The 13,100-nt window shown below is 67.9% G+C and carries 14 protein-coding genes; 4 read left to right on the forward strand and 10 right to left on the reverse strand.

All coding sequences use genetic code 11. The features are described 5' to 3' along the window. Nucleotides 1–2: 2 nt before the first annotated feature. The 4 genes from argC to rplM all read right to left on the reverse strand — a co-directional run bounded on the left by argC (nucleotide 3) and on the right by rplM (nucleotide 3,012). Nucleotides 3–929, reverse strand: a complete 927-nt coding sequence (gene argC / locus IEY14_RS00455; protein ID WP_188907325.1) for an N-acetyl-gamma-glutamyl-phosphate reductase — start codon at nucleotides 927–929, stop codon at nucleotides 3–5. Nucleotides 930–934: 5 nt separating this feature from the next. Next, nucleotides 935–1,882, reverse strand: a complete 948-nt coding sequence (speB, locus tag IEY14_RS00460) for an agmatinase (RefSeq protein ID WP_188906274.1) — start codon at nucleotides 1,880–1,882, stop codon at nucleotides 935–937. Nucleotides 1,883–2,077: 195 nt separating this feature from the next. Further along, nucleotides 2,078–2,548, reverse strand: a complete 471-nt coding sequence (gene rpsI, locus IEY14_RS00465) for a 30S ribosomal protein S9 (protein ID WP_373288865.1) — start codon at nucleotides 2,546–2,548, stop codon at nucleotides 2,078–2,080. Further along, complete coding sequence (gene rplM / locus IEY14_RS00470; protein ID WP_188906275.1) at nucleotides 2,548–3,012, reverse strand: 50S ribosomal protein L13; 465 nt, start codon at nucleotides 3,010–3,012, stop codon at nucleotides 2,548–2,550. Before rplM ends, rpsI begins: the two co-directional genes overlap by 1 nt. A gap of 296 nt (nucleotides 3,013–3,308) precedes the next feature. Between rplM and IEY14_RS00475 the strand changes: the two genes are divergently transcribed. From IEY14_RS00475 to IEY14_RS00485, 3 genes are all read left to right on the forward strand, one after another. Beyond that, nucleotides 3,309–3,734: a CoA-binding protein gene (locus IEY14_RS00475; RefSeq protein ID WP_188906276.1), complete on the forward strand. Its 426-nt coding sequence runs from the start codon at nucleotides 3,309–3,311 to the stop codon at nucleotides 3,732–3,734. A gap of 112 nt (nucleotides 3,735–3,846) precedes the next feature. Beyond that, nucleotides 3,847–5,127 carry an O-acetylhomoserine aminocarboxypropyltransferase gene (locus tag IEY14_RS00480; protein ID WP_188906277.1) on the forward strand — a complete coding sequence of 427 codons (1,281 nt, stop codon included), beginning with the start codon at nucleotides 3,847–3,849 and terminating at the stop codon, nucleotides 5,125–5,127. Nucleotides 5,128–5,135: 8 nt separating this feature from the next. Then, entirely contained in the window at nucleotides 5,136–5,483 is a 348-nt protein-coding gene (locus IEY14_RS00485; RefSeq protein WP_188906278.1) for a cupin domain-containing protein, read from the forward strand. Here IEY14_RS00485 and IEY14_RS00490 read toward each other — a convergent pair. Both IEY14_RS00490 and IEY14_RS00495 read right to left on the reverse strand, forming a co-directional pair. Continuing rightward, nucleotides 5,473–6,738 (reverse strand): cytochrome P450, encoded by a 1,266-nt coding sequence (locus IEY14_RS00490; protein ID WP_188906279.1) that lies wholly within the window; start codon nucleotides 6,736–6,738, stop codon nucleotides 5,473–5,475. The genes IEY14_RS00485 and IEY14_RS00490 overlap by 11 nt on opposite strands. 94 nt (nucleotides 6,739–6,832) lie before the next feature. Further along, nucleotides 6,833–7,876 (reverse strand): SOUL family heme-binding protein, encoded by a 1,044-nt coding sequence (locus IEY14_RS00495; RefSeq protein WP_188906280.1) that lies wholly within the window; start codon nucleotides 7,874–7,876, stop codon nucleotides 6,833–6,835. 458 nt (nucleotides 7,877–8,334) lie between these two features. Here IEY14_RS00495 and IEY14_RS00500 point away from each other — a divergent pair, with 458 nt between their 5' ends. Then, a complete protein-coding gene (locus IEY14_RS00500) occupies nucleotides 8,335–9,942 on the forward strand; it encodes a putative bifunctional diguanylate cyclase/phosphodiesterase (RefSeq protein WP_188906281.1) in 1,608 nt (535 codons plus the stop codon). Between the two features lie 8 nt (nucleotides 9,943–9,950). On the opposite strand, the gene IEY14_RS00505 is transcribed toward IEY14_RS00500, so the two are convergent. The 4 genes from IEY14_RS00505 to IEY14_RS00520 are packed head-to-tail and all read right to left on the reverse strand — an operon-like array spanning nucleotide 9,951 to nucleotide 13,090. Then, nucleotides 9,951–10,586: a glutathione S-transferase family protein gene (locus IEY14_RS00505; protein ID WP_188906282.1), complete on the reverse strand. Its 636-nt coding sequence runs from the start codon at nucleotides 10,584–10,586 to the stop codon at nucleotides 9,951–9,953. Between the two features lie 43 nt (nucleotides 10,587–10,629). Beyond that, a complete protein-coding gene (locus tag IEY14_RS00510) occupies nucleotides 10,630–11,508 on the reverse strand; it encodes an SMP-30/gluconolactonase/LRE family protein (protein WP_188906283.1) in 879 nt (292 codons plus the stop codon). Continuing rightward, nucleotides 11,505–12,161 (reverse strand): 2-dehydro-3-deoxy-6-phosphogalactonate aldolase, encoded by a 657-nt coding sequence (locus tag IEY14_RS00515; protein WP_188906284.1) that lies wholly within the window; start codon nucleotides 12,159–12,161, stop codon nucleotides 11,505–11,507. Before IEY14_RS00515 ends, IEY14_RS00510 begins: the two co-directional genes overlap by 4 nt. Continuing rightward, nucleotides 12,158–13,090, reverse strand: coding sequence for a 2-dehydro-3-deoxygalactonokinase (locus IEY14_RS00520; protein WP_188906285.1), 933 nt, complete (start codon nucleotides 13,088–13,090; stop codon nucleotides 12,158–12,160). Before IEY14_RS00520 ends, IEY14_RS00515 begins: the two co-directional genes overlap by 4 nt. Between the last annotated feature and the right edge of the window lie 10 nt (nucleotides 13,091–13,100).

Consider the following 13,100-nt stretch of genomic DNA (forward strand, 5'->3'; position numbering starts at 1 on the left):
GCTCAGCCCTTCAGCATCAGGTCGAGATTCTGCACCGCCGCGCCGGACGCGCCCTTGCCGAGATTGTCGAGCAGCGCGACGAGATTGACGAGGCGGCCGTCCGGCGAGGCGAAGACGAAGAGCTTCATCCGGTCCGTGTCGGCGAGTTCGGTCGGGTCGATGCGCTTCAGCCCCTTCGCCTCGGCGAGCGACACGACGGTCACGACGTCCTGGCCGGCATAGTGGTCGGCCAGCGCCGCATGGATCGTCTCGGCGCCTGCGCCCGTCTCCTCGATCCGCAGCGGCACCTGCACGATCATGCCCTGCGGGAAGCGGCCGACCGAGGGCGCGAAAAGCGGCTCGGCCTTCAGGAGGCCGTAGGTCCGCATCTCCGGCAGATGCTTGTGATGGAGATCGAGTCCGTAGAGAAAATGCGGCGCGGCGAGATGGTCCGGCCGCGTCGCGTCCTCGATCTGCGCGATCATCTGCTTGCCGCCGCCGGTATAGCCGGACACGGCATTGACGGAGACCGGATAGGTCTCGGCGATCAGGCCGGCGGCGCGCAGCGGCCGCAACAGCGCGATCGCGCCGGTCGGATAGCAGCCCGGATTGGCGACGCGGCCGGAGGCGGCGATCTTCGCGCCCTGCGCCTTGTCCATCTCGGCGAAGCCATAGGCCCAGGCCGGATCGACGCGATGCGCCGTGCTGGTGTCGATCACCTTGGTGCGGTTGTTGCCGCCGAGCAGCGCCACCGCCTCGCGCGAGGCGTCGTCCGGCAGGCAGAGGATCGCGACATCGGCGCTGTTCAGAAGCTCCTCGCGCAGCGCGGCGTTGCGGCGCTCCGCCTCCGGGATCGACAGAAGCTCTACATCCGTCCGGCCGGCCATGCGCTGGCGGATCTGCAATCCGGTGGTTCCGTGTTCGCCGTCGATGAAGATGCGCGGGGCCATCGTCTTCACGCGCCTTTCTTATCCGAGAGAATGCCGAGGACATACATCGCGACCGTCGCCGCCGCGACCGCCGTCATGTCCGCATGATCATAGGGAGGTGACACTTCGACGACATCGGCGCCGACGATCTGAAGATTCTTCAGGTGGTGGAGCACCGCCAGCATCTTGGCGCTGGAGGGGCCGCCGGCCACCGGCGTGCCGGTGCCTGGCGCGAAGGCGACGTCGAGGCAGTCGATGTCGAAGGTCAGGTAGCAGTGGGTGCCGCCGGTCCGCTGGTAGATCCGCTTGGCGATCTCGACGCTGGATAGGTCCTCGACCTCGTTGCCGTGCAGGATTTCGAGCCCGAGCGTCTCCGGCGCATGGGTGCGGATGCCGATCTGGATCGAGCTTTCGGGGTCGACCAGCCCCTCGCGCACGGCGGCGGTGAGGAAGGAGCCGTGGTCCACCCGCGCCCCGGCGGTCGGCCAAGTGTCCTGATGGGCGTCGAAATGGACGAGCGACAGCCGGCCGTGCCGCTCGGCATGGGCCTGGAGCAGCGGATAGGTGATCGAATGGTCGCCGCCGAGGGTGAGAAGGAAGCCGGTCTCGCCGAGAAGCCGCATCGCCTCCCGCTGGATCGTCGCATGCGCCTCTTCCGGCAGGCGGTAGTCCAGTAGGCAGTCGCCATAGTCGACCACGGCGAGGCTCTCGAAGAGATCGTGCCGGAACGGATATTGCGGATCGTTGTCGAAGATCTGCGAGGCGCGCCGGATCGCGGCCGGCCCGAAGCGGGTGCCCGGCCGGTTCGAGACGGAGGCGTCGAAAGGAATACCCCAGACCGTGACATCGGCACCGTCCGGCTGCTTCGTCAGGCGGCGGCGCATGAAGGAGGCGATACCGGCATAGGTCGGATCGCTCGCCGCGCCGAGGGCGCTCGTCGCCGTGAAGGCATGGTCGATGGATTTGGAGGCCATGGGTACCCTTTGCGATCGAGAACCGGCCGCGCGCCTGAAGGCGCGGGGAAGTGGACGGTGCAGCGCCCGGCGAGGCCTATAGCCGAAGACGGCCCGGCGATGAATGACATCCGTCGCGTCGCTCGCGCCCGCAACGAAAAGAGGCCGCGGATTGCTCCGCGGCCTCTCGTGAGACGATCCCGAAAGGGGCGCGGATCAGCGCTTCGAGAACTGGAAGGAACGACGGGCCTTCGCCTTGCCGTACTTCTTGCGCTCGACGACGCGGCTGTCGCGGGTCAGGAAGCCGCCCTTCTTGAGGACTGAGCGCAGGCCCGGCTCGTAATAGGTGAGGGCCTTCGAGATGCCGTGGCGCACGGCGCCCGCCTGACCCGAAAGACCGCCGCCGGCGACGGTGGCGACGATGTCGAACTGGCCGTCACGGTCGGCCGCGACGATCGGCTGCTGGAGCACCATCTGGAGCACCGGACGGGCGAAATAGGCCACGAATTCCTTGCCGTTGATGGTGATCTTGCCGGTGCCCGGACGGACCCAGACGCGGGCGACCGCGTCCTTGCGCTTGCCGGTGGCATAGGCGCGGCCCTGGGCATCCAGCTTCTGGACGTGGCGCGGCGCCTCGGCGACGGCCTCGACCTGCTGCAGGTCCTGGAGCGAGTTGAGCTGCGACATCAGGCGGCCCTCTTGTTCTTCGAGTTCAGGCCGGCGACGTCGAGCGTCTCGGGCTGCTGCGCCTCGTGCGGATGGGTCGAGCCGGCATAGACGCGAAGGTTGCGGAGCTGCTGGCGGGCGAGCGGGCCCTCGGGGAGCATGCGCTCGACGGCCTTCTCCACGACGCGCTCGGGGAAGCGGCCCTCGAGGATCTGGCGCGCCTTGCGCTCCTTGATGCCGCCCGGATGGCCGGTGTGCCAGTAATAGGTCTTGTCGGTATATTTCTTACCGGTCAGGACCACCTTGTCCGCATTGATGATGATGACATTGTCGCCATCGTCGATGTGGGGCGTGTAGGTGGGCTTGTGCTTGCCGCGAAGGCGAAGCGCGACGAGGGAAGCGAGGCGGCCGACGACGAGCCCTTCGGCGTCGATCAGGATCCACTTCTTTTCCACCGTCTCGTTCTTCTGCGAGAAGGTCTTCATTCAGAAATCCTACGGGTTCTTGCGGGACGACGCCGCCTCCGCCGGGCAGGCCCGAAGGAGAGGCGGCCGATGCCGCCGCGTCACGCGTTCCCATAGCGATCGAGCGTTAGGACGTCAAGCGAACATGCTGGAGGGCTATCGGTGAAAGTGCAGCAAAAACAATGCAATAGAAGAAAGGTATTCTGATACCGCCAATTTGGTATCCTGTTACCGCTTGTTTTCAGGGTTTCATCCCTGGTGGTTTCCTTGGCTTCGATCTGCATCAGATAGGGATGCACTCGGACAAGGGGCGATCCATGGCGAACCGTGAAAGCGACGACAGCCTCAGGCGCATTCTCCGCGAGACGCGCATCATCGCGATGGTGGGGGCGAGCCCGAAGCCCGATCGCCCCTCGCACGGCGTCCTGCGCTATCTCCTTGCGCGCGGCTACCGCGTCTTTCCGATCAATCCGGGCCATGCCGGCGAGCTGATCCTCGGCACCGTGTTTCTTCCCGATCTCGCCAGCGTGCCCGAGCCGATCGACATGATCGACGTCTTCCGCGCGAGTTCGGCGCTGGGCGGTCTGGTCGAGGAGGCGCTGGCCCTTGCTCCGCCGCCCAAGGTCATCTGGACGCAGCTCGGCATTCGCGACGACGACGCGGCGGCGCGGGCAGAAGCGGCCGGCATCGAGATCGTCATGGATCGTTGCCCGAAGATCGAGATCCCGCGTCTCGGACTGTAGGAGGCGGGGAAGAAAATTCGCCGGATCGCCCGAATGCCGGCGATGATTTCGCTTTTCCCCCGGGGCCCGCCGCTTATGGTGGCGGCGAAGGAGACCATAGGGGGAATCGCCGATGAGCAACGCGCCTGGCTTCGAGACCTTGGCGATCCATGCGGGAGCGCGGCCCGATCCGACGACCGGGGCCCGGGCGACGCCGATCTACCAGACGACGTCCTTCGTCTTCAACGATGTCGACCACGCGGCGGCCCTGTTCGGGCTCCAGCAGTTCGGCAATATCTATACGCGCATCATGAACCCGACGCAGGCGGTGCTGGAGGAGCGCGTCGCCGCGCTGGAAGGCGGCACGGCGGCGCTCGCCGTCGCCTCGGGCCATGCGGCGCAGCTGCTGGTCTTCCACGCGCTGCTTCAGCCCGGCGACGAGTTCGTCGCCTCGCGCAAGCTCTATGGCGGCTCGATCAACCAGTTCGGCCATTCGTTCAAGTCCTTCGACTGGCACGTGAAATGGGCCGATCCCTTCGACCTCGCCAGCTTCGAGGCGGCGATCGGCGAGAAGACCAAAGCAATCTTCATCGAATCGATCGCCAATCCCGGCGGCATCGTCACCGATATCGCCGGCATTGCCGAGATCGCCCATCGGCACGGGCTGCCGCTCATCGTCGACAACACGATGGCGACGCCCTATCTCTGCCGCCCGGCCGAGCACGGCGCCGACGTGGTGGTGCATTCGCTGACCAAGTTTATGGGCGGCCACGGCAATTCGATGGGCGGCATGATCGTCGATTGCGGCACCTTCGACTGGTCGGCGAGCGACCGCTATCCGATGCTGTCGCAGCCCCGGCCGGAATATGCCGGCATCGTGCTGCACCAGACCTTCGGCAATTTCGCGCTCGCCATCGCCTGCCGCGTGCTCGGCCTGCGCGATCTCGGGCCCGCCATCTCGCCCTTCAACGCCTTCATGATCCTGACGGGCATCGAGACCCTGCCGCTGCGCATGCAGCGTCACTGCGACAACGCGCTCGGCGTCGCGCGCTTCCTCAAGGGGCACGAGAAGGTCGCCTGGGTGTCCTATGCTGGGCTCGAGGACGATCTCGGCCATGGCAACATGCTGCGCTACAGCCCGAAAGGAGCGGGCGCGGTCTTCACCTTCGGCCTGAAGGGCGGCTACGAGGCGGGCGTCGCCTTCGTGGAAGGCCTGGAGATGATCTCGCATCTCGCCAATATCGGCGACACGCGTTCCCTGGTGATCCATCCCGCCTCGACCACGCATCGCCAGCTCGCCGCCGATCAGCAGATCGCCGCCGGTGCCGGGCCGGATGTCGTGCGCCTCTCGATCGGCATCGAGAATATCGAGGACATCATCGCCGATCTCGACCAGGCGCTGGCCAAGACGTGAGCTCTCCCATGTCCGACACTCTGCTGCTCTTCGATCCGAACAAGGTGGCACCCGAAGACGGCGCGCCGCCGCCGGATCGGGTCCTGGCCGGCACGCCGATCAATCGCACCTGGAACTTCGAGGACGATGGCGCCGGGCTCTATTCCGGCATCTGGGAGGCCGAGCCCGGCGAGTGGCGGGTCGATTATTCGGAATGGGAGTTCTGCCACATCCTGGCGGGCCATTCCGTGCTGACCGAGGAGGGCGGCGCGCCGGTTGAGCTGAAGGCGGGGACGAGCTTCGTCATCCGTCCCGGCTTCAAGGGCACGTGGCGCGTCGTGGAGACGACGCGCAAGCTCTACGTGATCAGGTCGTAAAGCGCAGATCGAGGCGCTCCAGACCCCGGAAATGCCAGCTGTCGCGAAAGCGCGGCGGCGCGGCGAGACGCAAGCCGGGCAAGCGGCGGAACAGGGCGGCGAGGGCGATCCGCAATTCGAGCCGCGCCAGCGGCGCGCCGACGCAGAAATGCAGGCCCGCGCCGAAGGAGAGCGGGGCCGGCCCCTCCCGCGCCGGGTCGAAGCGGTTCGGCGCGGCATGGACGGCCGGATCGCGGTTGGCCGCCGCGAGAAGGAGCGCGACATCCTCGCCGCGTCTCAGGGCGAGGCCTTCCGCGAGCGTCACATCCTCCAGCGCCACGCGGCGGAAGAGATGGAGTGGGGTGTCGAAGCGCAGCATCTCCTCCACCGTGCGGGCGGCGACGCGCTCGTCGGCGAAGAGGCGGCCGGGATCGTAAAGTCCGGCCTCCAGCACGGCCTTCACGCCATTGCCGATCTGATGCACCGTCGCCTCGTGCCCGGCATTCATCAGGAGAACGACCGTCGAGATCATCTCGTCCTCGTCGAGACTGCCGCGTTCCGTTTCCGCCGCGATGAGGGCGGAGAGGAGATCGTCGCCGGAGCGGCGGCGTTTCGCAGCGATCGCCTCGCGGATGAAGGCACGGAACTCGGCCGCCGCCCGGTCGGCCTCCCGCTCGACCGCTTCGGTCCGGCCGAACTGATACATCGCCACCATGCGATGCGACCAGTCGAGGAGGAGCGCCGCGTCCTCGGCGCCGATGCCGATCAGCTCGGCGATCACGGTGACGGGAAGGGGCGTCGCGAAGGCTTCGACGAGTTCGACTTCGCCTGTGTCGGCAAAGCCGTCGATCAGCGCCTCGGCGAGGGCGGCGATGCGCGGCGCCAGACGCTCGATGCTGCGCGAAACGAAGGCCTTCAGCACGAGCCCGCGAATGCGGGTATGAGTCGGCGGTTCGAGATCGAGCAGCGAATGGCGCTCGATCGCATAGAAATTCCGGAGATGCGCTGGGATCGCTTCGTAGGACGGACGACCATCCTCGCCGGCCGGCAGGATGCGGCCAAACCGCCGATCGCGCAGGAGCGCCGAGACGAGCCCATGGCCGACGACCGCCGGATTGCCGAGCTCCCGCCAGTGGACGAACGGGCCGATGGCATGCAGCGCGGCATAGGTGGGGTAAGGGTCCTGGAAGAATCCCGGATCGCGCGGATCGAGTTCTATGCCCCTGTCGGAAATCCGGGCGAAGCTTGGCGGCAGGGAGGAAGGCGCTGAGTCCATTCCGGAAGCTTAGCGCGTCGCGCCGCCCATCGGCGATCCCGTCGTGCGAATGCCCGCCGGTCGAAACGGCGGGCATTCTGATGTCGCAGCGCGGTCAGCGCTCGACTTCGATCAGGATCTCGTTGCGCTTCAGGAAGCCGGGCGTCCAGGGCGGGTTGTAGAAGGCATATTCGGGATCGCCCTTCTGCTTCAGGTTCTCGTCCGCGATGTAGTTGTAGAGGGTCATCAGCTTCTTCGAGGCGAGGCTCGCCGTGAAATTGCCGGGGAAGCGGATCGCGACCATCCGGCGGGCCGGGAATTCGCGGATCTTCACGTCGCCATCGGTCGGCGCCGGCAGGCTCGACGCCGTGTATTTCTTCGGCATCACGAAGCGGATCGCCCAGCCCTTGGTCTGGCCTTCGCCCTCGGAAAGCTGCTGGAGCACCGGCGCGGTCATCGGGATCTTCTTGCCGGAGCGGTTATGCGCCGAGATATAGTCGGCGAGGACGTTGAAGCCGACCTTCCGGGCCTTCTCGTGGTAGCCGGCCTTCACGGTCTCCGCCACGACCAGCGCGTCGTAGTCGCGAACCTCGATATCGCCGTCGCGGCGGACGACATCGTAATCCGGCTCCTCGGTATGGTCGGCGATCTTCTTCGTGATGTAGATGGCGCCGCCGACCGCCAGGATCGCGCCACCGGCGATGAGAACGGTGGTCAGCGTGTCATTGTCGCGCAGGCGATCGGTCGTCCGCCGCCGCGACGGCAGGCCGCGCTGCAGGCTGGCGAGGCTCGGCAGGCGGGCATCCGGCAGCTGCGAGCGCACGTCCCTGGCGGTGCGGCGCCAATCCGGCAGCTGATCGGCCCAGCTCGACAGCGACGAACGCAGGTCGGACAGCGAATGCGCGGCGCTGCGATAGGCCCCGCGCGCGTCGTCGCTCGTCGGCACCGACCAGCCGCGCGCGAAATCCGGCAGATAGCGCGATACGCCGGAGGAATGTCCCGGCAGATGATCCGCCACGGCGCGGCGGGCGCGTTCGGTGAGCGAGGGCGTCGGGTTCACCCGCTCCGCGATGCTATGCTCCAAATCCGCCAGCCGCTCGCCGATATCCGTCAATGCATCGGAGACTCGGTCGTAGGCGCTGCTCTTGTCGCGGAACATGGGGAACTCCAGCAGAAGCGGCTGGCCGCCGCAGTTGAACGGCCCGGCGCCGGGAGCGGCGCAGGGCGACAAACTAACGCGGCATGGAAGCCTTGGTTGCGCCGCAAGGCGCGACGGAACGGCAGGGGTGCGGATCGGGCGGTAGACGGGGCGGCATGAGGGCGATCGAGCCGGCCGGGCGGCGTTCCGGCCCATGCGCAACCAAATCGGCTCCCGTGGATTCATCCTCCATCGGGTTCACCATGACCTGATACTCCAGTCGAATTCGGGCGGCCGTCGTGCCGCCCTTTTTTTCGCGCCGCGCCGCCGGCCATCCCAAGATTTCAGTGATCACTCCGCCATGGACCGGCGATTCGTTTCAGGGAACCGAAAGCTTTCTTGGCTAACGGTAAGTCGGGAGAGAGGCATCTCAACGCCGCGTCGCGTGATGCCGAACATGTCGGGAGTGCAGGCATTCGATGCCCAGTCAGTTCTGGAAAGGATATGTTGCCGGGCGGCGCCAGGAAATTCGGCACACCTTCGCCGGGGTCGGAATCGGTAGCTCCGTCTGCGTCGCGGGACTGGTCATCGATTCCCAGATCCGCTCCATCCTTGGCCTGGATGCGAGCCTGAAGTCGACCTTCTTCTCGACCCCCATGCACAGTTTCGCGCTGATCGCGCCGGTGCTCCTCGGCTATGTGTTCCGCTCGATCGGCGTCTGGCGCCGGCGATTGGACGACACGCTGCGCATGACCCGGCAGCTGGAGGCTGCCGCGCGCGAAAAGGCCGCCCGCGATCCCGTCACCGGCCTGTTCAACCGCAACCATCTGATGCAGCTCCTGGAAGAGGGGCTGGCGATGCGGTCCTGGTCGCGGCGGGACGCGATCCTCTATCTCTTCGATCTCGACGAGTTCAAGCTGATTAACGACACCCATGGCCACCATGTCGGCGATCTGGTCCTGGTCGAGATCGCCCGGCGCATGCGGATGCTCTGCGGGTCGGAGGATCTCGCCGTGCGGCTCGGCGGCGACGAGTTCGTGATGGTGCATTTTCCCGGGGCGGGCTGCGAAACCGGCGGCGCGGATTTCGCCGCCGTGATCGTCGCGGCGCTGTCCGAACCGATCTTCCTCGGCAATTCGCGGATCGAGCCGCGCATATCGATCGGCTTCGCGCAGGTCGGCCGGGACGGCGCCACCTGTTCCGACGTGCTGAAGGCGGCCGACCTCGCGCTCTACAAGGCGAAACCGCAGCCGGGCAGCGCTTTCCAGGCCTTCACGCCGGCCCTGCGCGAGGAGCACGATCGGCGCGTCCGGCTCGAGAACGAAATGCGCGCCGGCATCGCGAAGAACGAATTCTTCCTGGAATATCAGCCGATCTTCGGCACCGAGAGCGGAGCCTTACGCAGCTTCGAGGCGCTTCTGCGCTGGCGCCATCCCGAACAGGGGCTGGTGCCGCCGCTGGACTTCATCCCGCTTGCCGAAAGCACCGGCATGATCCTCCAGATCGGACGGAACGCCCTGGCCCAGGCCTGCCGCGCCGCCCTGTCCTGGCCGAAGCCGGTGGGCGTCAGCGTCAATCTCTCGCCCGTCCAGTTCAACGACCCGCAGCTGGTCGACCATATCGAGGCGGTGCTGGCGGAAACGGGGCTCGCGCCGGGGCGGCTCGACATCGAGATCACCGAATCCATGCTGCTCGAAGCGAGCGCCCGGGTGTCCGGCATCGTCGCGCGTCTGAAGGCGATCGGCGTGCGGGTGACGATGGACGATTTCGGCACCGGCTTCTCGAGCCTCAGCACGCTCAAGAACTTTCCCTTCGACCGGCTGAAGATCGACCGCTCCTTCACCCGCGATCTCGCCACCGACCCGGACGGAGCGGAGATCGTCCGCGCCATCGTCCGGCTGTCGCGCGCGCTTCGGATGGAGACGATCCTCGAAGGCGTCGAGACGGTGGACCAGCTGAGCTTCGCGCGGCGCGAGGCCCTGACCGAGGTTCAGGGCTACTACTTCTCGCGACCCCTGTCGCTGGGCAAGGCGGCGGAACTGGCCCAGGCGCCGGACCGGTCGTCACTCTTGGCCGGCGCGGCCTGACGCCGCCTTCAGGCGGCGCCTTGCTTCGCCTTGGCGATGAGAGCGTCGTCGATCTCGCGCGCCCGGACGGCCGCCGGACGATCCTTCAGCCTATCCCAATAGGCTTCGAAGGCAGGGCGGCGTTCGAGCGTGCCGAATTGCAGGCCCCAGCCGACATGGGAGCCGACATAGACATCCGCCGCCGTGAAGTGTCCGCCGGTCACATAATCGGAAGCGGCGAGATGCGATTCCAGCGCATCCAGCGTGGTCTCGTAGGAGCCGTAGCCGACGAAGCGGCGCTGGTCTTCGGTCGGCACGACGCCGAGCGCCCGGTTCGTCACCGCCGCTTCCAGCGGCCCGGCGGCGAAGAAGGTCCAGCGATAATAGGCGCCGCGCTCCGTGCTCGCCGGGGCCGGCGCGAGCCCGGCCTGCGGAAAGGCGTCGGCAAGATAGAGGCAGATCGCCGCGACTTCCGTGACGATCACCTCGCCATGGGCGAGCGCCGGAACCTTGCCCATCGGGTTGAGGCGACGATAGTCGCCCTTCATCGCCTCGCCATAGCCGAGGATCTCGGCGCGGTAAGGCTGGCCCAGCTCCTCCAGCATCCAGCGGACCATGCGCCCGCGCGACATCGGATTGGTGTAGAAGACGAGTTCCGCAGACATCCGTTCCTCCGAGCGCTTGCGCGCCTCCTCTTGTCCCGCCTTGTTACAGCAGGACCGGCGGATCGTCGCGTCCGCGCATGGGCATGTCGAGCAGGAAGGTCATGCCCGCCTGCGGATCGGCCGCGCGCGTCGTCTCGTCCATGCCTTCCCAGGCGCTGGTCACGATCATCCGGTCGAGATTCGGGCCGACGAAGGCGGGACAGCTGGCCTGGCGGGCCGGCACCGCGATCTCGCGCTTGAGGGCACCGGACGGATCGAAGGCGCTGACGCGCGCGCCGCCCCAGCGGGCGACCCAGATGAGACCGTCGGCATCGACCACCGCGCCGTCGAGCCCGGCCTCCTCGCCGCGCGCATCGGCGAGCGCTACCGGCTCGCCGAGCGGCAGGCCGGTCGCGGGATCGAGCGGCACCCGCATCAGTCGCCCGTCCATCGTGTCGGCGAAATAGCCGGTCGCGCCGTCCGGCGAAAAGCAGATAGCGTTCGGAATGCTGATTTCGGAAAAGAGCCGGCGCAATTCGCCGCCCCGGAACCAGTAGACCGCGCCGGCGCCGCGTTCGGCCGTCCGGCTCATCGTGCCGATCCAGAGCGCGCCGGCCGGATGGGTGCGGCCGTCATTCGAGCGCAGACCCGGATCCGACTCCAGCGGCGCGAGATGTTCGAGCGAGCCGTCCGCCACGCGCCGCAGGTAGAAGCCGGCATCGGTCGCCAGCAATTGCCGGTCGGCATCGACGAAGGACAGCTGGCTCGCCATCATCGGCAGGGCATGGCGCCGCGTCTCGCCGCTGGCGAAGCGGTGCTCGAACAAGGTCTTGCCGAGGATGTCGAACCACCAGGCCGTGTCGGTGGCCCGGTCATAGGTCGGGCCTTCGCCGAGATGGCAGCGCTCCGCGTGGAGCACCGCGACCGCCGTTTCCGCCGTCATCGCTCGCTTCCCCCGAAGACCGCGTCATAGGCTTCGACCGCCGCCCGGCCGCGCGCGGCGACGTCCGTCGCCGTCATGCCCGGCTTGAACAGGCTGGAGCCGAGGCCGAAGGCCTTGACGCCCACCTTGGCATAGGCGCCGAAATCGGCCTCCGAGACGCCGCCGACGACGCCGAGCACCGCATGGGCCGGCAGAACGGCGCGGATCGCCGCGACGCCGGACGGGCCGAGCACGGAGGCCGGGAAGAACTTCAGGGCCGAGGCACCGGCGGCGAGAGCCTGGAAGGCTTCCGTCGGCGTGAAGCAGCCGGGCATGGTCACCATGCCGCGCGACGCGGCGCGGGCGAGGACGGCCGCATCGACATTCGGGCTGACGAGCAGCCGGCCGCCGGCATAGGCGAGGGCATCCACCGCCTCCTGCGACAGGACGGTGCCGGCCCCGATCAGCACATGGTCTGGCGCGAGCTTCGCCGCGATCTCGATCGAGCGGAAGGGCTCCGGCGAGTTCAGCGGGATCTCGATCGCCTCGAAGCCGGCCTCGATCAGGCCGCCGACGGTGGCTTCCGCCTCCTCGGGCCTGAGGCCGCGCAGGATGGCGACGAGCGAGCGTTTGAGATGGGGCCAGGGCACGGCCGGCGCATAGGAGGGAATCACGATCTCGTCTCCGTCTCGATCGGGAAGCAGCACTCGGCAGCGGCAAGGAGCCCCTGCCGCACGGCCGCGTCGGCATCGGCCTTCGCCACCTCAAAGCCGGCCACCTCCAGGGCGGCCGCATAGAGATCGGCGAGCGGCCCGGACACGACGAGCACCACCGAGCGCTCGCCGGGCAGCAGGGAACGGGCGCCGGCGATCTCGCTGCCGATCAGGAGGCCGGACAGGCGCGCCGCCGCCTCGGCGCCCTCCGACAAGCCGAGCAGCGGCCCGGCGCGGAGCGCGAAGAGGCGGTTCAGCAGCAGTTCCGGCTCGTTCAGCCCCGCCTCGACGCCGCGCCCGAAGGCCTCCGCATGGGCCAGCGCGTCGCGATCGGCGCCGACCGTGTGGCGCAGGATGGACTGTTCGGCGAGAAGGGCAAAGACCTCGCCGGTCATGAAGGTCGAGAAGGCCTCGATCCGTCCCGCCCGGACCGCCGCCCATTTCGAATGGGTGCCCGGCAGGCAGACGAGACCCTCGCGGCCGAGGCCGACGATCTGCGTCTCCTCGCCGCGCATCACGTCCGGCCGCGCCGCATCGCGCTGGGCGACGCCCGGCAGGATGCGCACGTCCCGCGCGACACCCGGCACGGGAAGCGCGCCGGCGGCGATCGCCTCGAAGGGCGCCGGCGCGTCGACATAGGGCACCTCGACCCAGCCCTGCTTCGCCCCGGCCATGCCGCAGACGATGACGGGCAGGTCCGGCGCCGCGCCGAGCGCGCCGAGATGCGTTTCGAGCACCGCCGCGAAGCCGCCCGCCGCGACGGCGGACTGCATGCCCTCGCGGCTGCGCTTCTCGCCGAGCACGGTCCCGTCCCGGGCGAGAAGCCAGAGACGGAAGCTCGACGTTCCCCAATCGGCCGCCGCGCAGAACGGCACCGTTTCGCTCGCCATCGTTTGCGCC

This window comes from Aureimonas endophytica (assembly GCF_014642635.1).
Lineage (GTDB): Bacteria > Pseudomonadota > Alphaproteobacteria > Rhizobiales > Rhizobiaceae > Plantimonas > Plantimonas endophytica.